Genomic DNA, 23,593 nt, shown 5'->3' on the forward strand with positions numbered 1-23,593 from the left:
CTTGTCAGTTCATTATTGGGCGACTTGCGACACGGCTGACATCAGCTCCTTCGGGTTTGGGGCGCCAAACATGTATCGCCCACCCTCCGGGACCTCCGTGAAGCTCCAGCGGACGATCCCCTGCCGGTCCAGCAGGAACTGACCAACCAGTTGTCCGTGTCCCGTGGCCATCATCTGCTCGTCGGCTTCGGTCAGTTCGTAGTGGTCCTTCTTGTCGAGGATTGCGGCGGCTGTCATCGGATCCATGGGACCGGGCAATTCGCCAGGTATGTCGACCCGCATGTCCTGTGCCGCTGCCATCGCGACCTTGTACGGCCAGTTCGTCTCGTTCTCGGTGAATTCGAGATTGGGCAGTCCAAAAGCACGATGTGAAGCGCGTTCCGGGTCCGACGCCGCAAGCAGGTTCGGCATTGGATGGTAGCGGAAATAGAGCCGCGCCCGTTCGATCGGCGTGTTGACCACCGTCAGGCTCTCCACGCCCTTTTCGCGCAGCTCCGGATCGAGACGCGCCTGAGCGGCGATGTGGCGCCGGCAAAACGCACAATGCAGACCTCGAAACAGGCCGACCAGCACCGGTTTTTGCCCGCGAAAGTCGTCAAGCGCAATCTTGCCTTCCTGGGTAATGGCGTCGAGTATCAGGTTCGGCGCCCGGTCGCCCGGTTGAAGCGGTATCAATCCACTAGGCGCGGACATGTCCAACCCCCTATCCCGGCTAGTCGAGAAAAGGCAGCACCACAAGCGCTTCCGGGTCGAGCCCGTGCTGGGCGCATATACCCTGCGCCAGGGAAAAGAAGCGTTCGGCCTCGGCCAGATTGTCGAGGTCGAGATTAAGCGTTGCGAGTCCATCATAGCACGGAAACAGAAGTTGGGGCTCGCCCGTTTCGCGGGCTACCTCCAGTGCTTCGTGGAACAAGCCGATCGCCAGTTCCGGATGGCCGTTGCACTGGTGGATCTGCCCAAGCACGATCAACGGCACTGGCAGGTGCTCGCGCTGGTCGAGCGCCCGGTCAATCTCGATGGCCTTCTCGGCAGCAGGCACGCCCTCCGTTGGACAGCGATCCGTGAAAGTACAACAAGCTACCGCCAGATTGGCGAGGAGGCGCGCCTGGAAACCCAAATCGCCAATACGGCGCGCCACTTCAAGACCGCGCCGACAGACCTCCATCGCCTTCGCCGGATCGATGGTCGTGTAGAGCACCCCGAGATTGGTGTAGCCGCGGCAGGCCGCGCCCAGCAGACCGGCGGCTTCGGCCAATTCAATGCTGCGCTCAACCTCACGCACGGCTTCATGGTTTCGCCCAAGGCGAGCCAGCGCAACAGCCTTGGTATTAAGTGCCTCGGCGGTCACGAGGGTGGCATCATCGGAGACATGTTCCGTTGTCAGAGAGCGTACGCAATCCAGCGCCGCGTCTGCCCATTTTGCCGCGAGAGTGTGATCTCCGCTGCGGAACGCCTGTCGGCCACGTTCTTGCCAGAGATGCGCCTGCTCGATCGGGGCATCCGCTCCATCGAGGAGCGCTGCCGCTTCAGCGTAGCGCGATTCCGCGTCGTCCCGCTTGCCCACGTCCCAAAACAGCCGACCGATCTTGCGCAAAACGCGCGCCGCCGCGACACGATCGGCTGACTCGCGATAGGCCTGCAGCACCGCCTCGTAGTGGCGGTGTGCAATCTCGCGGCGGCCTGCCGGGCCGCTCAAATCGGCAATGCGCTCTGCAATTGCCAGTTTGAGCGGTGTTTGCCCGATCGCGCCCAACGCAGTCAGTGCTCGCTCGTAGAAACGAAGGGCGTCGTCATTGGCGTATATCATGCGAGCGCGATCTCCCGCCGCCTGCAGGTAATGCGCGCCCCTCTCCCGCTCGGCGCTCTGAGCGAAATGGTGACCGAGCACGGCCAGATCCTCGAACCGTTCCGGCTTGTCGCCGCACAGTTGCTCCAGGGCGGCACCTACCCGGCCGTGGATGTCGGTCCGGCGTTGCAGGAGCAGATTCTGGTAGATCACGTCCTGCAGCAATGTTTGTGTAAAGCGGTAGCTTTGCGACGAGACCGAGCCTGATCCGGCAACTTCCTCGATGATTTCCGCATCGCAAAGCAGTTCGCAGCCCGCTTCCAGTCGGCCGGGGTCGGCTGCCACGGCTTTCAGAAGCGTGGCATCGAAGCGCGGGCCGATTACCGCGGCTTCCTGGGCCAACCGGCGCACCCCTTGCGGCAGCCGGTCGACGCGAGCAAGCAACATTGCCTGGATCGTGGCGGGGATGCCGGTTGCGACTTCGCCTGCCACGGTCCGCCATTGCTGGCCCTCGCGCACCAATACACCGCGATCGATAAGGCCGCGAACGATCTCCTCCAAGAAAAGCGGGTTGCCGCCCGCGCGCTCGAGGATCTGGTCGAGAAGCCCTCTTGCGGCGTTTACCCAGTTATCGCCGAAAAGCGCCGCCACCAGGCGGCGTCCGTCATCGCTGTCGAGCGGCGAAAGCCTGAGCGCTGTGTGGCTGACCCGACTTGAGTCGAGTTGGTCGTTGTCCGACGCCGGACGATGCGTGACCAGCAACATCAGCCGCGTGCGTTCCAGTCTGTCCATCACGAAACGCAGTGCCTCGAGCGAGACGGAGTCGGCCCAGTGCAGGTCTTCGACGACAATCAACAGCGGCGACAACGCAAGCCGCCATTCCATGATTGTGCGGACCGCGTAGAGAATTTGCCGCCGCAGCTGCTCGGGCTCGACATGCTGCAAGGTGGCATGGGGGTCGCCGAGGCCAAGCACATGGTAGAGCAAAGGCATCAGCCGCTTCGCCTCCTCGCCCTGCAGGCCGAGATCGGCAAGCAAGGCTGCGAGCTTGCCCCGCATTTCGTCCCCATTGTCGTTTTGCATCATCCCGGCAGCGCTGCGCACCACTGCACCCAAGGCGCCAAATGATTGTTCACCCAGCGGTGAGCACGTGGCCTGCCGCACGGCGACGTTGCGAAAACGATCCTCGTCGCCGACGCGGGCGACGAACTCCTTCACCAACCGCGACTTCCCGATACCGGCTTCGCCGACGATGCGGACAAGCTGGGCCGAGCCGCCGCACGCCAAGTCAAGGCTCGCCAGCATTCTGTTGAGCTCCGCATCACGACCTATTATGGGCGCACTGAGGCCGAGCGCCTCGAGCCCGCGCGCTGCACGCGGCGCCGCAAGCGGTGCATCCAGTCGGTGGACGAGCACACTGCCAGCCTTGCCGCGAAACACGACATCGCCCAGCGACTCGTACGAGAAGGCATGCCGGGTCAGCCTGTGCGTGAGTTCGCCCACCAGCACCTCACCCGGTGCAGCCAGCGATTGCAGGCGTTGCGCCGTATTCACCGTGTCGCCGGTCACCGAATAAGATTTGGCGGTGCCGATGCCCAATCCGCCAGTAACGACCGGACCCGTGTTTATGCCTATGTGGAGCAGCAGCGGCGAGCCGGAGTGGCGGGTGCTTTCACCGAGCCGCGCCGTCCGGGCGATCATGTCGAGAGCGGCTCGAAGCGCACGTTCCGGATCGTCCTCATGCGCGACCGGCGCACCGAACAAGGCGAGCAGAGCGTCGCCGATGAATTTGTCGACGAAACCACCAAAGCCTTGCACGGCCGCCGTCAATTCCTTGAACAGTTCGTTCTGCAGCGCCTGCATGACCTCGGGGTCGAGCTGCTCGCTGAGTGTCGTGAAGCCGCAGAGATCGGCGAACAGCACCGTTACCGTTCGTCGATCGGCGTCGGAGACGGAATGCGGCCCCTCTTCGCTTTCGATGTTCGGCGACGGAGCTCGAGAGGGCTGCGCAATGGTGCGGCTTGGTGTCGGAGCAGGCCGTTCGGCAGCTTTTGCGGACGCACCGACGCTTGCCCCACATTTAGGACAGAATTCGAAATCAGGTGCGCAGGCGTAGCCGCAACTGGCGCATGGCACGGGCTGGCGGCGGCCACACTTCGGACAGAAGGCGTAACCGCCCTCGATCTCGAAACCGCAGCCCGAGCAGTTCATGGACACCTCACCAGAGCATGATGCCGAAGAGTGTGAAGCGGTTTTCGGACGACATCATGCTCTATCTCTTTGACCTTGGGCCATGACGCGTGATCTCGCCACGCTCGTCACGGCCGGGGTATTCACAAGGATGAACCGATAGTCGTCAACCGGCAAGCGGCAGCGCAAATGGGCATCGGTCTGGGTTCGGCGGTGGAGCACTGCCGATACGGGCGGCCGCGTGGCCGTGATTTGCGAAAATTCCCTCGTCCCGCCGTCTTCCTGCTATGATGGAGATGAGGAGGCGACCCATGAGCGAGAACCGTAAGCTGGCCGCAATCCTGGCTGCAGATGTGGTCGGATACAGCCGGCTCGCGAGCGCGGACGAAGATCGTACCTTGGCGCGGTTGCGGGCACTGCGCAGCGACCTGATCGATCCGATCATTGCAGTGCACCACGGGCGGGTTATCAAGCGTACCGGAGATGGGGCACTGGTTGAGTTTCGCAGTGTGGTCGATGCCGTGCGCTGCGCCGTTGAGATTCAAAACGGTATGGTTGAGCGCAATGCCGGCGTACCGCAGGAGCGCCGCATCGAGTTCAGGATCGGCATCCATCTGGGCGATGTGGTCGAAGAGAGCGATGGCGATCTGATGGGTGACGGCGTCAACATCGCCTCGCGTCTGGAGGGCGTTGCGGCGCCCGGCGCCATCTGCCTGTCCGAGGATGCCTATCGCCAGGTCAAGGCCAGGCTTGACCTCTCGGTCAGCGATCTCGGCAGCACACAGCTCAAGAACATCGCCGAGCCGATCCGGGTCTATTCGCTGCAAGTCGGCGCCGGGGCCAAGGCGGCCGCGACCTCGCAAACCGCGACGAGCCCTCCGGCTGCGGCAGCGCCGCCGAAACTGTCGATCGCCGTGCTGCCGTTCGCCAATATGAGCGGTGATGCCGAACAGGACTACTTCGCCGACGGCATCTCCGAAGACATCATCACGGCGCTGTCCAAACTGTCACAGCTCTTCGTCATCGCTCGCAATTCGTCCTTCATCTTCAAGGGCCAGAACGTCCATGTGCAGGATGTCGGCACGAAGCTCGGCGTGCGCTATGTCCTTGAAGGCAGCGTACGCAAGTCGGGGAACAAGGTACGCATCACCGCGCAGCTCATCGATGCAATTTCAGGCGGCCATCTTTGGGCGGAGCGGTTCGATCGCGATCTGACCGACATATTCGCCGTGCAGGATGACGTGACGCAGCACATCGTCGGTGCGCTGGCGCTCAATCTGACCGAGGATGACCGTCTGCGGCTGGCACCCGAACACCAGCGCAACCCGGAGGCGTATGACTGTTTCCTGCGGGGCCGAGAGCTGTGGCACCGGCTGACGAAGGACACGAACGTCGCGGCCCGCGAGCTCTTGCAGCGGGCCATCGAACTGGACCCGAAATTTGCCTCTGCCCACGCTTTCCTAGCCCTCACGTACGGGCTCGATTACCTCAACAGGTGGGGTGCGTCGGACTCGATGGCGCAATCGGAAGAGGCAGCAACGCGAGCGGTAACGCTGGATGACAGCGATCCCTGGGCGCACTGGGCGCTGGCATCGGCCAAGCTTTACACACGGCGGCACGATGAAGCCATCGGCGAGGTCGAGCGCGCGATAGCTCTCAATCCGAACTTCGCCGAAGCGCACGTCGCCCGCGGCGAGGCGCTGTATTATTCGGGTAGATCCGCGGAGGCGCTAGAGAGTTTCGCCCGGGGAAAGACCTTGAATCCATACTTCCCGGATGTGCTTCTGCACTTCCAGGCTTTGGCATCGTTTCAACTGGGAAGGTACGAAGAGGCCGTCGACCTCTTGCTGCAACGGCTGGCTCGCAACGCTGTCACCGACGTCTCGCGTGCGCTTCTGGCCGCATGCTACGGCCATCTGGGCCGTTTGGAGGAGGCCCATGCGGCATGGCAGGACCTGCTTCGCGTTAATCCCGCCTATTCGCTGGAACATCGTCGCAAGGTCTTGCCTTACAAGAACCCTGCCGATTTCGAACTGATGGTCGAGGGGCTCCGCAAGGCCGGCTTGGTGCAATGACGGGCTAAAGCCCGGCCGGATCAGAGGCCTGAGGCCCGGCCGATCTTGCACCATCGGGCGTTTTCGCGAACCGGTTTCAGGTCGTCGGTCGTCTCGGCAAATGTCCGCAACCGGTATTGCCGCAGCAGGTCCGGGAAGAGCGCCCCTTCCGGCAGGCCGGCAAGCTGCTCGCGGACCGAGATCTTTTCATCGATGACCCGCATGCCCCAGGCATTTTCCCGAACCTGCAGCTCGGCGGCCAGATCGCGCTCTTCTGGCGCGTTTTCATCCAGCGCAGCCAGCAGGATCGAGTGGAAAAGCGCGACATAGCCAATCTGTCTCAGGCCGCCCACAACCCGCACGCGCGGCAATATGGCAAGGGCAAGGAACATCAGGAACAAGTCCGGCAAAAGCAGGCCGTCCAGCAGTGCCTGCTGGAGATGCGGCCGCTCGAACGGGATGGAAAGACCATGCGGCCTGTCAGGCTCGATCAGCCGCCCCTTCTCGAGGACGAGCTTGCGCACGCGCTGCTCGCGGATGCCCCAGAAATAGTCCGTGGCATTGGGCAGGAACCTGCCAAATGGGCCAGATGCGGCTTCTTGCAAGGCATGGTCGAGACGCCGGCGCCTTGCGGGCTCGAGGAGCAGCCTGGAAAGAAGGCTGCCTTCATCTTCCAGATGCCGCGACACGACAGTCGCGGCCAGCCTATCATCGATGAAAACCGGCCGAGCCATGCCGGAACGATCCCAATCGGCGACCAGATCCTCGTTGAGTTCTGTCAGCGCATCGGCGGCGGTTGCAAACACCTTGTCCTGGCTGGCAAGCAGCGTGCCCAGCCAGCTTCTGGCATCCGTCTCATTGCCCACCGTTTCGAGCGCGCGCCCGTTGAGGGCGACGGGACCGGCCGCGCAGGCGCTTTTGCGGCACAGTTTGTGGCGCCCCATGCCAAACAAATTGACCTTGTCGTCGCCGACATCGAGCCATCCCGGCCCCTCCCGGCCGGTTGTCTCCATGGTCATGGTCGTTCCCATGAAGCCGAAAAAAGCCGACAGCCTGTTTTCGACCGCGCCGAGCCAGGCAAGCAGCAGGGCATCGAAGGTGATGCGATCCATCAGAAGCAGGCAGTGCAGGCCGGACTGGATAACCGGTCTGTGGTCGAATTCGTCGAGGGCCTTGCCGATCGCTTCAGGCTGCATGATCGCACCGAGGCGCTGCTGCAGGACGTCGCGCAGGATCGAGCGGGCAGCAATCGACGGGGCCGATCCAGGCCTTGCCACCGGCCGCCACAGATGGCGGGCATAATCGGAAACCGGTGCATTCCAGTTCTGCTCGATGTCACGCACGACCTCGGGGCAGAGCAGCGACAGCACGGCCAAAATGTCCACCGGAGGGGCAAGGGCAGGGACGGTGGTCATCAGAACCGCAGCCGGGCCATGCTCAGGAGGTCGTGGTACTGCCCGTCGGTAAAACCGGCCTTCACATGCCGGCCTTCGACCTCGAAGCCATGGCTTGTGTAGAGACGGATGGCCGGTTCGTTGTCGGCATAGACAGTCAACTCGACCCGCTTAAGGGCGCGCCAATTGTCGGCCACGTCAAGCAGCGCGCCTAGGATGGCAGAGCCGATGCCTCTGCCGACAAAACCATCGTCAAGGCCGATATTGATCTCGCCGATATGCGAGCGGCGCGGCGAACCCTGCGCGACCAGGCTGCCATGGCCGACAACCTTGCCGTCCGACTCGGCAACGATCCAGGTGGTTTCCGGGCCGGACTTGGCGATGCGCCGCTCCACCTGCTCCACCATCTCGAATGGCATCCTGAGTGTGCCCCAGCGGAAGCCCGGCATATTGAAGATAGCGCAAAGCGCCTCGGCATCGCTTGGCCGGACGGCCCGGAGCTGCGGCTGGATTTTCTCTAGGGGTGGCGTGCTGGTCATGGCTTTTCCGGCTACAGCAATTCCAGGAAAAGTGTGAGCGGTTTTCCGTCCGGAATTGCGTCAGAACAAAGGACAGAGGCAATATGCCCGGCACGATGCACCGGACGTCACCTGAAAATCCAGCCGTCTCTGCGACCTATGCCGATTGCGCGGCAAAATGCCGGTGGGCGGCGCAGAGTTTGAGGATACCGCTGATGCCGATCCAGCCGAAAAGGGCGAGCCAGCACAATGTCCCGGCCGCCGTCCAGTCGATCCGGTGCACGGCGGCGTCGGTGATGAAGAGGCCAAGAACAGCAAGCAGGCCAACCAGAAACTGCGCCAGGCCGAGCACCAGCAGTTCCTCGCGCGGCGCACTTCTCCAGACGAGATAGGTGCCGCCTGCACCCGCCAGGAAGATGGCGCTGTAGACCTGGGCGTGGAAGGCATCGATCGGCCACGGCCAGAAGCCACCGAATGTCAGGGGAAACAGCAACAGGCCGACGCCGTAGAGCCCGAGGATCGCCATCTCCACCGGTAGGTAGGCGCGCCATGCGGGGTTTAAGATCACGCCTTTTGCAGAAGGGCGGGCCCTTGCCCGCCACAGGAACAGCGCGGATACAGCGGCCGACGCAAGATAGACCAGAAACCATAGCCAGGGGGCTTTGCGCTCGAAGTTGAAATAGCCAAGGTTGATGAACGAAGCCGCCGACACGATGACGGTGAAGATGAAGGCCATGACCAGCACAAGCCTGCCGGGCGACCAGCGATTCCAGACCAGCAGCACCGCCATCACTGCCATTTCGGCGGTGTAGAAGCCGCCGAGGAAGCGGGCATTGAACGGCGTGACGGCCCAGGGCCAGCGCGGCTTGACCAGCGCAGGCGCGAAAAACAGGCCGGCCCCAACGATCAGGACGATGATGACCCCCGCCGAGAAAAGGCGAAGGGCCGCCGGAAATGGCGGGTTGTCGCGTGTCGGCATGGAGAAAACCCCAGAGATGAATGCCCCATGGGCTATCATAGTTTGGAATTCAACAAATGGAAATTGACCTGTCACCAGGCTTGTCCATTCGAATGGCCGTACGGTCCGTTTCGCAGTATGATGGAGCGTTCGGGTCGAAGATCGGTCCGGCCAACACGCCTAGAGCCGGATGATTTCAGGTCTGTCCGACCTGAAATCTGAATCCGCCTCTAAATCAGGAAATAGAGCATGATGTCGTCCGAAAACCGCTTCACACTTTTCGGCATCATGCTCTAGCGGCGCAATTTCCGGAGCCTGCACGATGACCGAAGCTCAGGATCTGTTCTCGCTTCTGCGGCAATCGACCGATGTCGATCCGCAGGCAATCGACGCAATCCGGCAAACCATCGCCGAGGGCAAGGACCGCGAACTTTGCCGCATCAATGCGCTCGCCTTCGCCAGCAAGCATGGCCTCGACGAGGAACGCACCATAAGCGCCTTTCTCCATGCGGCGCGGGTGGGCATCTTCGACATTTCCTGGAATGTTCTGTGCCCCGGCTGTGGCGGCGTGCTCGACACCAACGCCACGCTGAAAACCATGCAGAAGGACGAATACACCTGCGCGCTGTGCTCCCAGGGCTATTCGCCGACCCTCGACGAGATGGTCGAGGTGACATTCACCGTCAGTCCCCGCGTGCGCAGGATTGCCGCCCACAATCCACACGAACTGCCGTTGGTGGAATATTACCGCCAGATCTACTGGGCGTCCGGGGCCGATCTGCCGGACGAGGATCTGGCGGAAAAGATGGAAGCGTTCTCGCTGGAAGATATCGAGCTTGCGCCCGGTGAAAAGGCGGTTCTGCACATCCAGCTTCCGCCCCAATTCATCATCGTCTTCGAGCCGGTCACGCATTCGGCCCAGTTCATCGACGCGAAGGGCGAACCGGCAAAAGAGCGGCGAAACCTCTCTCTGGCCTTCGACCGCGACCATGTCCAGAGCCAGACGCTGGAGATGCAACCCGGCCCATTGCGCATTTCGCTGGAAAACAGGACCGACACGCGCGTGCTGCCGACGGTCTTCATCGCCTGCCCGGTATTGCATGATTTCCTGGGCAAGCGTCGGCCCTTCGTGACCGCCAAGCGCCTGCTCACCAACCAGACGTTCCGGGATCTCTATCGCACGGATACGCTCGACATCAACCAGCGCCTGAAGATCACCAGCCTGACCTTCCTGTTCACCGATCTGCGCGGATCGACCGAGCTTTACGAGCGGGTGGGCGATCTTTCAGCCTTCGATCTCGTGCGCGAGCATTTCCAGGTTCTGCACGAGATCGTCGCGGCGGAGGCAGGCGCGGTTGTGAAGACGATCGGCGATGCGGTGATGGCGACCTTCGCGACGCCTGACCGTGCGATTGCCGCGGCGCTGCGGATGCGCGACGCCATGCGGGCGCTCAATGACAAAAGCGGGCGCGAGGACCTTCTGCTCAAGATCGGTGTTCATGCCGGCCCCTGCATAGCCGTGTCCATGAACGAGCGGCAGGATTATTTCGGCCAGACGGTCAACATTGCTTCGCGGGTCCAGAACCTCGCCAACGCACAGGCGATCTTCGCCACGCGTGCGGTGGTCGACGATAATCTCACCGCCGATCTGTTGCACAGGAACGCGCTGACGCCCGTGCCGCACGAGGTCTCGCTGCGCGGCATCGAGCGGGAGATTGCGGTTTATACGATCCCCTGAAGAGTTCTCTACCGCTCACACGCGCTTGCAGAGGAAATAACGGTCGGCGGGCTCCGAAGTGGGCGCCGGGAGGTGTTGCAGCAGCGGGTGATCGAGCGGCGTGCCACTGACCGCGAAGCCGCCGACGCGAAGCAGGCTCGCAATCAGATCGGGAAGCCAGGTAGCGGTCACTGCATCGCGATCGTCATAGCCGGTGCCAATGTCGGCATGAACAAGGGCGGCTTCGATGCCAATGAACTTGCGGCCCGTCTCGCGTATTTCGCCGAGCACGAGGTTTTCAGCTTCGGGAATTGAGCTAGTGTGCGCGCCAACTTCGCGGTCGAACACCACGATCCGGCGCCCGGGCAGAAGCTCGCGCAGATGGTGGAATGTCCGGCCATTGCCGAGGCCGAGCTCAAGCACAAGCCCCTCCATCTTCGCCACCTCGGGGCAGATTCGATTGAGAATGTCGCGCTGCGCGGTCATCCTGCTGATGAAATTATCGAGGCGACTCATATGCGATTGTGTGTCCTGAACCAGCAGCCCCGATCGAGGCTTGCTGCATATAAAGGCGAACGACGAACCCTGCAATAACGCAACCGGCCGCCGACAAGCGTCATACCGGGTGGAGTGTTCGGCAGGCCGGGCGGTGGAACAGCGATATCACTTGTAGGGGTCTGCGGCGTCCCGCAAGCCGTCGCCGAGGAAGTTGAACGCCATGATGACGAGGATGACGGGCAGCATCGGCAAAAGCAGCCATGGATAGAACGCGATCACGCTGACGCTGCGCGCCTCGGTGAGCAGGATGCCCCAGCTGGTTATCGGCGCCCTCAAGCCGAGCCCGAGGAAGCTCAGCGCCGTTTCGCCCAGGATCATGCCAGGGATGGAGAGCGTCGCCGTCGCGATCAGATGCGACATGAAGCCGGGAATGAGATGCCGCCTGATGATGCGGCTGCTCCCCGCGCCCATCAACTGCGCGGCCAGAACGTAATCCTCCTCGCGCAAGGCCAGAAGCTTTGAACGCACGGCTCGCGCCAGTCCGGTCCAGTCGAGCAGCCCGAGGATGACGGTGATGCCGAAATAGATCAGGATCGGACTCCACGTTATCGGCATGATCGCCGCCAGGGCCAGCCATAGCGGAATGCTGGGAATCGATTGCAGGACTTCGATTATCCGTTGGACGATCAAGTCGAAGATACCGCCGTGATAGCCGGCCAGTCCGCCGATGACGATGCCGAGCAGGAAGCTGAAACTGATGCCGACGAGGCCGATAGTCAGTGAAATGCGTGCGCCATAGATCATGCGCGAGAGCACGTCGCGCCCCAGCCTGTCGGTGCCGGCCAGAAACAGCTGCCCGTTTTCGGCAGGACAGACAAAATGCCTGTCACCTTCGATCAGGCCCCAGAACCGATAAGTGTCGCCCTTGCAGAAGAAACGGAGCCGTTGAACGTCGTCGTGGTTCTCGATGTAGTTCCGCTTGAGCGTGTCCATATCCAGCGTCATCTGGCGGCCATAGACGAACGGCCCGACGAACTCGCCATTGTGGAACAGGTGCACGTGCTGCGGCGGCGCATAGATGTAGTCCATGTTGCGCGAGTGCAGATTGTAGGGCGCCAGGAACTCGCAGATCAGTATCCCTAAATACAGCACTGCCAGGAATATGCCGGATATAAGCGCAAGCCGGTGTTTGCGGAATTTCCACCACATCAGCCGCAACTGCGATGCCTGAAAGACCTTCGATTGCTCCGGCGTCATCGCCTCGACCGACTGCAGGTCGAAAGGCGCGCCGGAAATGTAGTGTTGCAGTGGAGCACCCGGAGCGGGCAGCGGCGAGTCCTGCTTCATTTGGTGCTGCCACCCTGCAAACGAATTCGTGGATCAAGCAGCGCCAGCGCCAGGTCGGAAATCAGCACGCCGATAACCGTCAGGAAGGCAAGGAACATCAGGAATGACCCTGCCAGATACATATCCTGGCTTTGCAGCGCCTTGATCAGCATCGGCCCGGTCGTTTCCAAAGACAGAACGATAGCCGTGATCTCAGCGCCGGAGATGATGGCCGGCAGGATCGAGCCGATGTCGGAAATGAAGAAGTTGAGCGCCATGCGCAGCGGATATTTGACCAGCGCCTTGAACGGATGCAGGCCCTTGGCGCGCGCCGTAACGACATATTGCTTGTGCAGTTCGTCGAGCAGATTGGCGCGCAGCCGCCGGATCATGCTCGCCGTGCCGCCGGTGCCGATGATCAGGACCGGGATCCAGAGATGGGCGAGGATCGACTTCGCCTTGGCCCAGCTCATCGGCTCGCCGAGATATTGCTGGTCCATGAGGTGGCCGATGGACGTGCCGAACCAGATGTTGGCGAAATACATCAGGATCAGCGCCAGCATGAAATTCGGAATGGCAAGGCCGAGAAGGCCGAAGAAAGTCAGGCCGTAGTCGCCCCAGCTGTATTGATGCGTGGCGGAGTACATGCCGATCGGAAAGGCGATGAGCCAGGTGAAGATGATCGTGACGAAGGAAACCAGCACGGTCAGCCACATTCGGTCGCCGACGACGTCGCGAACCGGCAGCTCATATTCGAAGGAATAGCCGAAATCGCCGTGCAGCATCCCGCCCACCCAGTAGAAGTAGCGAATGACCGGCGGCTGGTCGAAACCATATTCCTTGCGCATCATCTGGATGCGGTCGGAATCCACCGCTTCGCCCTGGGCCCGAAGCTCAGCGACATAGCTGTCGAAATAATCGCCCGGTGGAAGTTCGATGATGGTGAACACCAGCGCCGATATGACCAGCAGCGTTGGAACCATCACGGCGATGCGCCAGACAAGATATCGAAGCACGCTCAGGAGCCTCCAAGCCAGAATGTGTCCGGCATGTAGACACCGAAATAGGAGGTCGGGTCATAGCCGAAAAGTGCCTTGTCAGGCAGGTTGCGCAGCCGCGAGGATACCAGAATCGGCTGATGCGTTGCGTTCACCGTGCCTATTGAAAACACCTGATCGGTGTAGATCGACAGCATGGAGTTCCAGATTTCGGCGCGCTCGCTGGCTTCGGTCGATCCGTTCCATCGCTTGAGCAAAGCCATCAACTCGACCACTTCAGGAAGATCGGGCGCCTCACCCATCTTGCCATGGGACAGATAGTGAGCACCCCAGAGCGGCCACTGCAATTGGTCGTCGATGGTGGGGGCCAGTTGGTACGGATTCATGTCGGCGGTCGGCACGCCATTGTCGATGCCCGACCACATCGACATCATGATCTGGCCGCCAAGCGCGCGGCTGCGGAAGATGTCGCGCTGCGAAGTCCGGATGAACAAAGCGATGCCGATCTTGCGCCAGTGATCGGTGATAAGTTCGAGCGCGTCGGTTTCCAGCGTGCTTTCGCCGGCCGTTTCCACGATGATCTGCGCAGAGCGTCCATCCGGAAGCATCCGCACGCCGTCATCGTCACGGGCCTGAAGCCCGACCTCGTCTAGCAGGGCATTGGCCTTGTCGGGATCATGGGCGATCCAGGCTTTCGCGTATTCCGGCCGGTAGAGCGGGCTCTCCGGCAACACCGTATCGGCACTTTCCTGCGCCAATCCATAGAACACGGCCATGTTGATCTCACGCCTGTCTACAGCAAGCGAAAGTGCGCGGCGCACGCGCACGTCTCTCAAAAGGGCACGCCACACCGGGTCGGCACAATTCAGATTGGGCAGCAGCGCCAGCCGCGAGCCCTGAGTGCGTTTCCATAGATGCATCTTCACCGGGTAGCGCTTCTCCGCATCCTTCAGGAAGGAGTAATCGCTGAAGTCAATTCCCATGCATTGCAGGTCGCTCTCCCCCGCACCGGTCTTGGCCGAGATGATCGCCGACGAGCTGACATTCATGATGATCTGGTCGACATAGGGCAGTTGCCGGCCATTCTCGTCTATTCGATGAAAGAACGGGTTGCGCTCGAAGATAAACTGCTCGGCTGGCGGCTTGGTCCGGTTCCGCCAGGGATCGAGCGTCGGCAATTCCGGGTTCTCTGGGCGATACTGCCGCGACATGCGGATATGCAGGAGCGTCCATTTCTTGGCCCGGTTCTCCTTCATCAGGCCGGCGAGCCGGAATGGATCCTGGTATTTCTTGTGGAACTGCTTGAGATAGGCGGCCGGCAGAACGAGCGATATCGGCGCGGCAGCAGCGAGCTTGGGCAGGAAGTCGGGATTGGGCGCGTCCCAACTGTAGCGCACCGTCAGCGGATCGACGATCTCGAAGCGCGGCGGCTGGCCGTCCGCCAGCAGGGTCGGGGCGAGCCCCCCTTGCGAAAGCTCATCGTTCAGCCAGACATCTTCCCAGCAATAGCGAAAATCCTCCGGCGTCAGCAGGCTGCCGTCGGACCATTTATGGCCTTCCCGTATCTTGAAAGTGAAGATGCGATCATCCGCTACGTCGAAACTTTCGAGAATGTCGGCATGCAAGTTAAGTTTTTCGTCATAACCGACCAGCCGGGAATACCCGTAGATCGTCATCATCCGGATATCTTTCTGGCTGCCGATGATCGTACGCAGCGTGCCGCCATACTGGCCGGGCTGCCGGCCCATCGCAGCGAGGTTCAACGCGCGCGGGCTCTTGGGCAAGCGCTCAGCGAGTGCCGGCAACGCCTTGGCCGTCAGCTGCGGCTGAAGAAAATCCGGCTCCAGATCTCCGGCACGCGCCGTGCCCGGAAGAAGTGCCGAAGCCATCAGTCCAAGGACGGTGCGACGACTGATCAATGGCGTAGCTCGCTGATATCGGCCGAACGTCGGGCCAGCACGAGGTGGCCGCCGCCAAGATCGATCGGCGACAGCGTATCCTCCTCACCCTCGTCGTGGAATTGCGGTCCCCATGCGCTGGTGTCGGAAGCGCCGCCGAGGTTCAGCATCTTGAAATCCATCGGCCGGTCGAGATCAGGGAAGGGGACTGCGGCGAGCAGTGAGCGCGTGTAGGGGTGGATCGGTTTCCTGAGCAGAATTTCGCGCGGTGCAAGCTCGACGATACGCCCGCCGCACATCACAGCGATGCGGTCCGCCATGTAGTCCACCACCGCAAGATTGTGGGATATGAACAGGTAGGTCAGGCCCAGTTCCTTCTGCAGGTCCTTCAGAAGGTTCAGGATCTGCGCCTGCACGGAGACATCGAGCGCCGAAACCGGCTCGTCGCAGATCAGCAGCTCAGGCCCCAGCGCCAACGCGCGCGCAATGCCGATACGCTGACGCTGCCCGCCGGAGAAGCTGTGGGGATAACGCTGGATGAAGCGCGGATCGAGCCCGATTGCCTGCATCAGGCTCTTGACTGTGGCTAGCCGGGACGCGGCATTGCCACGTTGATGGATTTCCAGCGGCTCGCTCAAGATGTTTTCCACTGTCATGCGAGGCGAAAGCGACGAAACCGGATCCTGGAAGACCATCTGGAGTTTCGCCCGCAGCAAGCGCAGGGCGTCTCCCTCTGCTTCCAGGACGTCGATCGGTCCGTCGCGGCCGTTGAAGATCACGGAGCCGCCGGTAGGGGTGACGGCCCGCATCAGGATCTTGCTGACGGTGGTTTTGCCGCAGCCGCTTTCGCCAACCAGGCCCAGGCACTCACCCCGCCTGATGTCGAAGCTCACGCCGTCCACGGCGCGAACAGAGGTTTGATTGCTCCCGCTGAACCATCCGGAGTTGCGGATGGTGTAGACCTTTTTCAGATCCCTGACCGACAGCAGAATGTCGTCCGGCCCTTTCGCTTCCGGCGCCGTCTGCTTGCCCAGCAGGGTCCCGACATTCACCGGCACCTCGCGGAGCGCCTTCAGCCTTTCGCCAGGCTTCAGGTCGAAATGCGGAACGGCTGCCATGAGGCCCTTCAGGTAAGGGTGGCCTGGCCGGCGGAATATTGCCTCCACAGGGCCCGCTTCCATGATCTCGCCATGGTACATGACGACCACCTCGTCGGCGACATTGGCAACCACGCCGAGGTCGTGTGTGATCAGCAGCATTGCCATGTTGAGCTTGGTCTGGAGTCCACGAAGCAATTGCAGGATTTGCGCCTGGATGGTGACGTCCAACGCCGTTGTCGGCTCATCGGCGATCAACAGAGCGGGCCGGCAGATAAGCGCCATGGCGATCATAGCGCGTTGCCGCAATCCTCCCGAAAGTTCGAACGGATACATGTCGTAGGCGCGCTTGGGATTGGGAAACCCGACGAGGCCGAGCATTTCCTCGGTCCGTGCCTTGCGCTCCGTCCGGTCCATGTGCGTATGAATCTGCAGGGATTCGCTGACCTGGTTGCCGATCGTGTGCAGCGGCGACAGCGATGTCATCGGCTCCTGAAAGATCTTGCCGATGCGGCTGCCTCTCAACGCCCGGATTTCGGGTCCGTCTCGCGGCATCTGCAGGATATCCTGCGTCGTGCCGGGCTTTTTGGGATCGGAAAACAGGATACGGCCGCGAACATGGGCCGTGTTCGGCAAGATGCCCATCACCGCCTGGCTGAGAACCGATTTTCCGGAACCGGACTCACCGACAAGTGCGGTGACCTTGCCGGGCAGGACGCGAAGATTTGCCCGCCTGACGGCATGCAACGGTCCCCCGACAATGGCAAAAGAGATGCCAACATCTTCGATCCGCAGCAGATCAACGCCTGCATCCATTCCCACACCAGCCCCAATCTGGCGCCTCCCGACCGGCCCCAAAAAGCAAGACTAGCGCATTGTCAGCGCAGAGCAACTTGGATTCGAAACGAATTCCCCGGCGACCGGCGGCCGGACAGCATACCAGGGCGTCCAGATCGGATGGTGGTGACTACTGGAGCTTCCTCCGGTCGCCCGCCGACAGCCGCGCGGCATCGCGATGAAGCAGCATGACCTGCTCGGCGTCCGATATCCGATCGTGAAACGGCTGCAGCGCAGCGTCTTCATCGAGTGCGAGAGCACCCGACAGATCGGGTGAAAGCACCGTCAGCTTCTGCTTGCTGCCCGCCAGTTCCTCCTCGCCGAGCGTCAGCCAACTGTTGGCCCCGCAATAACCGGCGAAGTCCTTGCTGGCGAGAACGCTGTGCGGATATTTCTTGGTGAGGGTCTGGAGACGCTGGACCTCGTTTACAGCCGAGCCGAAGACGGAGAATGTGAGTCGGTCGGTAAGCCCGACATTGCCGAACATCACATTGCCGACATGCAGGCCGATACCAAATTTTATATCGCCCAGTCCTTGCTCTTTTCTGCGCAGATTGAGCTCCATCATGCGCATGCTGGCCTTGTGCGCAGCCGCAAGAGCAGCCTGGCAGGCGATCTCTGACTGCGCGCGGTGCCTTTCGCAGGGGTAGACGGCAATGAATCCATCCCCCAGGAAACTCATGATCTGCCCGCCTTTGCGATTGAAAGGTGCTGCGATGGCATCGAAAAACTGGTTCAGCGTATCGATATAGACTTCGCGGCCGGAGGTTTCGGCGAGCCTTGTCGACCCGCGCATATCGCCCATCACCAGCGCGGCCCGGATTGTATCGCCCTCGCCGCGCTTGATCTGGCCGTCCAGCACGCGCCTGCCGGCGTCACCGCCGAGATACGTGGTCATCATGTTGTCGGCGAGCTTGGTGAGCACCGCCATCTTGCTTGCTATAGCGAGATGGTTCTGGATCCGCAGCAGCGCCGAAATCATGCTGTCGCTGAAGCCTGAAGCACTGTCGGTGGACCAGGACCCCAACATGCCCTGACTTGTATCGCCGTTGAAGGGATGGACGAAAGCCATGTAATCGGTGACGCCCATAAGCCTGAGCTCATCGAAAACAGGAAACTCCGACCGCACCGACGGGTCGAGCCGGCGCCGCAGATGGTCGAGCTTGTTGCTGAGCAGATGGTAGTATGGGCTGGTCAGGAATCTGTCGGAATGGACGCCGTTCTCACTCCGGAAGCCTTCCACTTCCAGGCCTTGGCCGCGAATCCAGGTGAAACCGAGCGCGTCATAAAGCGGATGCAGCATCGAAAAGCTCAAATGCACCCGCTTCAGCGGCAGGCCGGCAGCAGCCAGCCGTTCACAAAAACCCTTGACCAATGTTTCCAGGTCGTCGCCCGCCAACGCCGATTGGGTCAGCCAATCGGCAACCTTATCCATGAGAATGTTGGAAATTTCTGCTTGCGCTGTGCTCATGCTATCTCGAAACCCGTCGAAGACGAGCCATCTCCTTTGATCCGCAAATTCTCGAAGTCAATGAAGCCGGCTTCGGGGGCAGAAGCCGGCGAAGAATATCCCAAATGACTGTCCTTGCAGGAAGCAAGCAGACGTCGACCGCACAAATCACCTGCGACACTATGTGGCGAGGCTGCCGGCGAAGTGCAATCCCGATCCTGACATCGCGCAAAAAATTGGTCGGCTCAGGCACCGTCGGGCTCGCCGGGTCTCAAGAACCATGGCCGAGGCGCATTGCGGAAAATCGATTTCCCCAAGCCGTCGTCAGACCGGCGCCTTCGCCTTCAGGCTTGCGGCAGCCATTGCATAGCCGCCGGCGGCGCCATCGATGAAGTGAACATGATCGCGCTGCAGCGGCGAGATGACGAGGCATGTCATCAAGGCCGACTTCTGGCGGTGTAGGCCATAGTTGCAGATGCCGGCCTCTTCCGCCTGTTTCAGCCGGTTCTCGATCCGCTGCAACACATCCGCGTCGACGTCGATGGTCATCTTCAAGCCGTCGTCGAACTTGCGGAAATCCGAATTGCTGGCCACCTCGCGCTTGTAGACCTTCGGGTCGAAACCGCCGATCGTCCAGCCCAATTTGTCGGTGACGGCCGTAAGCGTCATCAGGAAGATCACCCACAGCTTGGCCAGCCACCGCCGCCCCGGCGGCGCCGTGGCCCGTGCCTCGACATCGAGACCGGCGGGCAAGAGACTATAGGCCGGACCGTCCACCGGCACCGGGTGGCCATCGCGCTCCTGCCTGCCGGCAAGGGCGATGATGTCGGAAGCCAGAAACTGGAAACCACGCAAGTCGCGCGATGCCCCCGGCACGGCTATGATCGAGACAATTTCGCCATGCCGGGCTTCGATCGGGTTCCAGCGGCAGGAGAGGCCGGTCAGATCCGGCCGCGCGCCGGCCGGGGCGGGGTCGACGCGGTAGCGCCCGGCTTTCATTTCGGCTTCCGCCCAACTGCCGCCGCCGCCGGCGAACATGGCATAGAAGGCTGCTTCGGAGGCCTGGAACCTCGCCACGCGAACGTCGAGGCCTTGCGCTCTTATGTCCTTTATCGGCACGATTGCGGCACGCAAGGTCAGGTCCAGTTCGTCCGCCACCCATCTCTGGACAGAAGCCAGCGCGTTACGGGCGATCTCCAGCGCCGAGCCGGGAAACGCCACGAGCGCGCCGTCGCCGCCGAAGACGAAGGGAAGATCTTGCCGGCCCAGTGCATTGAGCAGCGCCGAAATGACGCTGGCGCCGGCCATATTGACGGTTTTGTAGCGCCCGGCCTCGATCGCCTTGGTCGAGCCGACGATGTCGGCGGTGGCCAGCGCCCAGCCATCGGGGAGAGGCCGATAGTTGTCGATATCGGCAACGCTTTCGAACTTTGCGAAGACCGGCAAAGAAGCGACGAACGGGTCGGACGCGACTGCTGTTTCCATAAGCATCAGATAGCACATTCCTGCGCTTGAAGGTGAAGTCGATCATGCCTCGAAATTGACTTGGGCAGGCTTTGCGATGATAGGATCGCGCGATGCGAATTGCCTTCTACGCCCCGCTGAAGTCGCCCAATCATCCCGTTGTCTCCGGCGACCGCCAGATGGCACGGATGCTGGTCCAGGCGCTGCAGCATGGCGGGCATAGCGTCGAACTGGCATCGGAGTTGCGCTTCTATCTACGCCAGCCGGAACCGAAAAGTTTCGATGCGCTCATGATCGAGGCCCGGGACGAAGCCGCGCGACTGACAAGGCTTTGGGACCGTGACGGCAAGCCCGATCTCTGGTTCTCCTATCATCCCTACTACAAGGCGCCCGACCTGATCGGGCCCGAGCTGGCGTTGGCCTTTGCTGTCCCCTATGTGACGGCCGAAGCCTCCTATTCCGAACGGCGCAACGCCGGTTCGTGGGCCGATAGCCAGGCATTGGTGGCGCGAGCCATCGAGCAGGCGGCGCTGAACATCTGCTTCACGCAAAGGGATCGCCAGGGGCTGGCGGATGCTGTTCCCCACGCCGCTCTCGGTATGCTTTCACCCTTCATCGACACATCGGCATTCCACGAAATGCCGGTACTGGATTATCCGACGCGCCTCGTGACCGTCGCCATGATGCGCCCGGGCGACAAGGTCTTGAGCTATCGCATGCTGGCGCAGGCGCTCGGGTTGATCGGCCACCTCCCCTGGACGCTGTCGGTCGTCGGGGACGGACCTGCCCGTGACGAGGTAAAGGCTCAATTCGCCGGCTTGCCCGCCGACCGTATCGAATGGCTTGGCGCGATTGAGCCGGTCGCCGTGCCGGATGTCCTCTATCGCGGGGGAATCTACGTCTGGCCGGGTTACGGCGAGGCCTATGGCATTGCCTATCTTGAAGCACAGGCCGCCGGCCTTCCGGTGGTGGCTCAGGACATTGCCGGCGTGCCGGAGGTTGTGCGGCATGGCCAGACCGGGTTTCTCACCCCGCCGGGCGATCTGGCGGCGTTCGCTTCCGCAATTGCAAGGCTTCTGGCCGATAATGACGAAAGAACCATCATGGCTGCAGAGGCCAGACGTTTCGTTCTCGAAGAACGCTCTCTCGGTGCTGCAAAGGCCCGTCTTGCGGAACTTCTCAAGATGATCCCGTTGTCATGACATCCGACCCGACTTGGCAGCCCCTGGTGGACGAGCTGGCGCACCGGCAACGGGCGGGCCGCAAGGCAGAGTTCTGGCTGCGCGACGATGACGCCGTGGATCCAACGCCGGCACTCGATCGCTTGCTCGACCTCACCGGTGACTTCGCGGTTCCGGTCACTCTGGCCGTCATTCCGGCCCAGACCGACGGGAAGCTTGTCGTCCGGCTTGACGCGGCGCCGCATGCCACGGTCGCCATTCATGGCTGGGCGCACCGAAATCATGCGCCCGAGGGTCAAAAAAAGCAGGAGCTCGGCGCGCATCGGCCACGCGAGGTGGTGCTGGATGAGCTGGCCGGCGGGCTGTCGCGTGTAACCGGCCTGCACGGCGCACGTGCGGTTCCGATGCTGGTGCCGCCCTGGAACCGGATCGATGTCGGCCTGGTACCCGACCTCGGATCGATAGGATTTGCGGCATTGTCGGTGTTCGGGCCGCCAAGGCCGGCTTCCCTGGCGGTCATCAACAGCAATGTCGACATCATGGATTGGCATGGCACGCGCGGCTGCCGCGATCATGGTCTCTTGGTTCAGGCCATCGTCGCGCAATTGCAGCGTGCATTCGACGGCGGCGAACCGGTCGGCCTGCTCACCCACCATCTCGTCCATGATGAATCGGCATGGCTTTTCCTCGAACGGCTGTTCACGATCACCGCGCGGACCGAAGCCTGCGCATGGCTTCCGATCAGCACACTGACAGAACGCAGCGCCGGAAAATAGCTCAGCGCTTTTTGTGCAAGACTGGAAATGTGAGCGTCTGGCCATCCCGCGCCGCAAAAGCGCCGGCAAATCTGTTTTTGGCCAGTTTCTCCATCTCGTCCAGCTCATCGTCGGTGCGTGCCGGATCGTGGTGAAACAGCGCAAGCCCGCGCGCGCCGGCCGCCTCGCAGAGCTTGACGCCCTGTTGCCATGTCGAGTGCCCGTTGCCGCGGTAGCGCTCCATTTCCTCCTCGGTGTAGGTGCAATCGTAAATGACGAGGTCGGCATTCTCGATCAGGCCGAGCACCGCCGGATCGAGTTTGCCCGGCTCGTGCTCGGTGTCTGTGATGACCGCCACGACGCGGCCCCCCCATTCGACCCGGTAGCCGATGCAGCCGCCCGGATGGGTAAGACTACCGGTCCGCACAACAACTCCTTCGCGCGGCCGAAGCACGTCTCCGGATGCGAAATCGCGGCAGTCGAGGCTCGCCTTGCAGACACCGAGTGTCACCGGAAACCATGGCGGCCGAATGAATTCATCGACCATCTGCCGCGTCGTCATGCGTCCAGCCAGATGCCCGGACCAAAGCGCAACTTTGATGCCTCGTTCATAAATAGGCTTGAAAGCCGGCAGCCCGATGACGTGGTCGTAGTGGCAATGGGTGAAAAACAGGTCGAAATCGGTGACGCCCGCCGCCCGAAGCGTCCTGCCGGCAGGCCGCAAGCCGGAGCCCGCGTCGAACAGAAGCGTATGCTTGCCGCATTGCATCTCGATGCAGATCGTGTTGCCGCCATAGCGAGCAAATTCTGGCCCCGACACCGCAATGCTGCCGCGCACGCCCCAAAACCTGACAAGGAAGAAATCGTCGTCCATGCACCCTTTCGCCCATCGTAGCCAACCAACTGCTGCCAGAGTCGTTCCAGGAAAGGTGTGACACGGTTCCGGAAACTGCATCAAAACAAAGAAACAGAGCGGCTCGCCGCTTCAGTGCAACTGTGAATCGCTCTCGGCCGTTCGTGCGTCGATCAGGTCCGCGGTCGTACTGCTTAGCCTATCGGCAAGAACCCGCAATATCTCGATGGTCATTTCGGGAAACTCCTTCATAAGCCTCAGGAAATGGTCCTTGCGGATTCTCAAGGCCTCCAGCTCACTTGCCGCTTTGACGGTGGCAGTACGGGAGCTGTTGCACAATATGGCAATCTCGCCAACGATCGAATTTGGCAGCAATTCAGCAACTTTGATCGGCCCATTGTCGGAATCGACCAGAATATCCGCGCTGCCCGAAAGGATGACATAGGCGGCGTCTGCCTCGTCGCCCTGCCGGAAAAGAATCTGGCCGGCACTGTAGTTCACGCGATCGGACGTGAACGCGAGCAGCTTGAGCTTTGTCGGCTCGATGCCAGAGAACAAGGGAACGCGTTGCAGCATTCCAACTTCATCCTTGAGCAGCATTGTCGCAAACCTTCCTGAA

General features: G+C 61.6%; 18 protein-coding genes. 4 read left to right on the forward strand and 14 right to left on the reverse strand.

From position 1 onward, the window contains the following. Positions 1-12: 12 nt before the first annotated feature. Together X727_RS147275 and X727_RS147270 are read right to left on the reverse strand one after the other, a co-directional pair. Positions 13-693 carry a redoxin domain-containing protein gene (locus tag X727_RS147275; protein WP_023672127.1) on the reverse strand — a complete coding sequence of 227 codons (681 nt, stop codon included), beginning with the start codon at positions 691-693 and terminating at the stop codon, positions 13-15. A 19-nt stretch (positions 694-712) separates the two neighbouring features. After that, positions 713-3,997: an adenylate/guanylate cyclase domain-containing protein gene (locus X727_RS147270; protein WP_023745925.1), complete on the reverse strand. Its 3,285-nt coding sequence runs from the start codon at positions 3,995-3,997 to the stop codon at positions 713-715. Positions 3,998-4,287: 290 nt separating this feature from the next. Between X727_RS147270 and X727_RS147265 the strand changes: the two genes are divergently transcribed. Then, positions 4,288-6,051: an adenylate/guanylate cyclase domain-containing protein gene (locus X727_RS147265; RefSeq protein WP_023745924.1), complete on the forward strand. Its 1,764-nt coding sequence runs from the start codon at positions 4,288-4,290 to the stop codon at positions 6,049-6,051. Positions 6,052-6,071: 20 nt separating this feature from the next. Here X727_RS147265 and X727_RS147260 read toward each other — a convergent pair whose 3' ends face one another. The 3 genes from X727_RS147260 to X727_RS147250 form a co-directional block, all read right to left on the reverse strand. After that, complete coding sequence (locus X727_RS147260; protein ID WP_031193181.1) at positions 6,072-7,445, reverse strand: hypothetical protein; 1,374 nt, start codon at positions 7,443-7,445, stop codon at positions 6,072-6,074. Next, positions 7,445-7,963, reverse strand: a complete 519-nt coding sequence (locus tag X727_RS147255; RefSeq protein WP_023672131.1) for a GNAT family N-acetyltransferase — start codon at positions 7,961-7,963, stop codon at positions 7,445-7,447. The genes X727_RS147260 and X727_RS147255 overlap by 1 nt, the downstream gene beginning before the upstream one ends. A 136-nt stretch (positions 7,964-8,099) precedes the next feature. Further along, the gene (locus X727_RS147250; RefSeq protein ID WP_023745922.1) at positions 8,100-8,921 is read right to left on the reverse strand and encodes a hypothetical protein; all 822 of its coding nucleotides are present in this window, start codon (positions 8,919-8,921) and stop codon (positions 8,100-8,102) included. 301 nt (positions 8,922-9,222) lie between these two features. Here X727_RS147250 and X727_RS147245 point away from each other — a divergent pair, with 301 nt between their 5' ends. Further along, entirely contained in the window at positions 9,223-10,638 is a 1,416-nt protein-coding gene (locus X727_RS147245) for an adenylate/guanylate cyclase domain-containing protein (RefSeq protein ID WP_023685078.1), read from the forward strand. A 15-nt stretch (positions 10,639-10,653) separates the two neighbouring features. On the opposite strand, the gene X727_RS147240 is transcribed toward X727_RS147245, so the two are convergent. The 7 genes from X727_RS147240 to X727_RS147210 all read right to left on the reverse strand — a co-directional run bounded on the left by X727_RS147240 (position 10,654) and on the right by X727_RS147210 (position 20,224). Continuing rightward, complete coding sequence (locus tag X727_RS147240) at positions 10,654-11,133, reverse strand: class I SAM-dependent methyltransferase (protein ID WP_023672134.1); 480 nt, start codon at positions 11,131-11,133, stop codon at positions 10,654-10,656. Positions 11,134-11,280: 147 nt separating this feature from the next. Further along, positions 11,281-12,462 carry an ABC transporter permease gene (locus X727_RS147235; RefSeq protein ID WP_031193182.1) on the reverse strand — a complete coding sequence of 394 codons (1,182 nt, stop codon included), beginning with the start codon at positions 12,460-12,462 and terminating at the stop codon, positions 11,281-11,283. Next, positions 12,459-13,457: an ABC transporter permease gene (locus tag X727_RS147230; RefSeq protein ID WP_023672136.1), complete on the reverse strand. Its 999-nt coding sequence runs from the start codon at positions 13,455-13,457 to the stop codon at positions 12,459-12,461. Before X727_RS147230 ends, X727_RS147235 begins: the two co-directional genes overlap by 4 nt. 2 nt (positions 13,458-13,459) lie before the next feature. Then, the gene (locus X727_RS147225) at positions 13,460-15,358 is read right to left on the reverse strand and encodes an ABC transporter substrate-binding protein (RefSeq protein ID WP_023740137.1); all 1,899 of its coding nucleotides are present in this window, start codon (positions 15,356-15,358) and stop codon (positions 13,460-13,462) included. Further along, a complete protein-coding gene (locus X727_RS147220) occupies positions 15,355-17,250 on the reverse strand; it encodes an ABC transporter ATP-binding protein (RefSeq protein ID WP_023745921.1) in 1,896 nt (631 codons plus the stop codon). Before X727_RS147220 ends, X727_RS147225 begins: the two co-directional genes overlap by 4 nt. 151 nt (positions 17,251-17,401) lie before the next feature. Further along, positions 17,402-18,742 (reverse strand): adenylate/guanylate cyclase domain-containing protein, encoded by a 1,341-nt coding sequence (locus tag X727_RS147215; RefSeq protein ID WP_023672139.1) that lies wholly within the window; start codon positions 18,740-18,742, stop codon positions 17,402-17,404. 303 nt (positions 18,743-19,045) lie between these two features. After that, positions 19,046-20,224 carry a DUF3095 domain-containing protein gene (locus X727_RS147210; RefSeq protein WP_031196755.1) on the reverse strand — a complete coding sequence of 393 codons (1,179 nt, stop codon included), beginning with the start codon at positions 20,222-20,224 and terminating at the stop codon, positions 19,046-19,048. Between the two features lie 74 nt (positions 20,225-20,298). Here X727_RS147210 and X727_RS147205 point away from each other — a divergent pair, with 74 nt between their 5' ends. Then, positions 20,299-21,387, forward strand: coding sequence for a glycosyltransferase family 4 protein (locus tag X727_RS147205; RefSeq protein WP_023834527.1), 1,089 nt, complete (start codon positions 20,299-20,301; stop codon positions 21,385-21,387). After that, positions 21,384-22,142 carry a polysaccharide deacetylase family protein gene (locus X727_RS147200; RefSeq protein ID WP_023831906.1) on the forward strand — a complete coding sequence of 253 codons (759 nt, stop codon included), beginning with the start codon at positions 21,384-21,386 and terminating at the stop codon, positions 22,140-22,142. Before X727_RS147205 ends, X727_RS147200 begins: the two co-directional genes overlap by 4 nt. 1 nt (position 22,143) lies before the next feature. Here X727_RS147200 and X727_RS147195 read toward each other — a convergent pair whose 3' ends face one another. Then, on the reverse strand, positions 22,144-22,995 hold the full coding sequence (locus tag X727_RS147195; RefSeq protein ID WP_023834528.1) for an MBL fold metallo-hydrolase: 852 nt from the start codon (positions 22,993-22,995) through the stop codon (positions 22,144-22,146). A gap of 111 nt (positions 22,996-23,106) precedes the next feature. Beyond that, positions 23,107-23,574 (reverse strand): cyclic nucleotide-binding domain-containing protein, encoded by a 468-nt coding sequence (locus X727_RS147190; protein WP_023672144.1) that lies wholly within the window; start codon positions 23,572-23,574, stop codon positions 23,107-23,109. Between the last annotated feature and the right edge of the window lie 19 nt (positions 23,575-23,593).

Source organism: Mesorhizobium sp. L103C105A0, assembly GCF_000502215.1.
Classification (GTDB): domain Bacteria; phylum Pseudomonadota; class Alphaproteobacteria; order Rhizobiales; family Rhizobiaceae; genus Mesorhizobium.

Excerpts from the sequence above, each read along its gene's own strand:
- X727_RS147275 (WP_023672127.1), bottom strand. The coding sequence starts at position 693 with ATGTCCGCGCCTAGTGGATTGATACCGCTTCAACCGGGCGACCGGGCG.
- X727_RS147270 (WP_023745925.1), bottom strand. The coding sequence starts at position 3,997 with ATGAACTGCTCGGGCTGCGGTTTCGAGATCGAGGGCGGTTACGCCTTC.
- X727_RS147265 (WP_023745924.1), top strand. The coding sequence starts at position 4,288 with ATGAGCGAGAACCGTAAGCTGGCCGCAATCCTGGCTGCAGATGTGGTC.
- X727_RS147260 (WP_031193181.1), bottom strand. The coding sequence starts at position 7,445 with ATGACCACCGTCCCTGCCCTTGCCCCTCCGGTGGACATTTTGGCCGTG.
- X727_RS147255 (WP_023672131.1), bottom strand. The coding sequence starts at position 7,963 with ATGACCAGCACGCCACCCCTAGAGAAAATCCAGCCGCAGCTCCGGGCC.
- X727_RS147250 (WP_023745922.1), bottom strand. The coding sequence starts at position 8,921 with ATGCCGACACGCGACAACCCGCCATTTCCGGCGGCCCTTCGCCTTTTC.
- X727_RS147245 (WP_023685078.1), top strand. The coding sequence starts at position 9,223 with ATGACCGAAGCTCAGGATCTGTTCTCGCTTCTGCGGCAATCGACCGAT.
- X727_RS147240 (WP_023672134.1), bottom strand. The coding sequence starts at position 11,133 with ATGAGTCGCCTCGATAATTTCATCAGCAGGATGACCGCGCAGCGCGAC.
- X727_RS147235 (WP_031193182.1), bottom strand. The coding sequence starts at position 12,462 with ATGAAGCAGGACTCGCCGCTGCCCGCTCCGGGTGCTCCACTGCAACAC.
- X727_RS147220 (WP_023745921.1), bottom strand. The coding sequence starts at position 17,250 with ATGGATGCAGGCGTTGATCTGCTGCGGATCGAAGATGTTGGCATCTCT.
- X727_RS147215 (WP_023672139.1), bottom strand. The coding sequence starts at position 18,742 with ATGAGCACAGCGCAAGCAGAAATTTCCAACATTCTCATGGATAAGGTT.
- X727_RS147210 (WP_031196755.1), bottom strand. The coding sequence starts at position 20,224 with ATGTGCTATCTGATGCTTATGGAAACAGCAGTCGCGTCCGACCCGTTC.
- X727_RS147205 (WP_023834527.1), top strand. The coding sequence starts at position 20,299 with ATGCGAATTGCCTTCTACGCCCCGCTGAAGTCGCCCAATCATCCCGTT.
- X727_RS147200 (WP_023831906.1), top strand. The coding sequence starts at position 21,384 with ATGACATCCGACCCGACTTGGCAGCCCCTGGTGGACGAGCTGGCGCAC.
- X727_RS147195 (WP_023834528.1), bottom strand. The coding sequence starts at position 22,995 with ATGGACGACGATTTCTTCCTTGTCAGGTTTTGGGGCGTGCGCGGCAGC.
- X727_RS147190 (WP_023672144.1), bottom strand. The coding sequence starts at position 23,574 with ATGCTGCTCAAGGATGAAGTTGGAATGCTGCAACGCGTTCCCTTGTTC.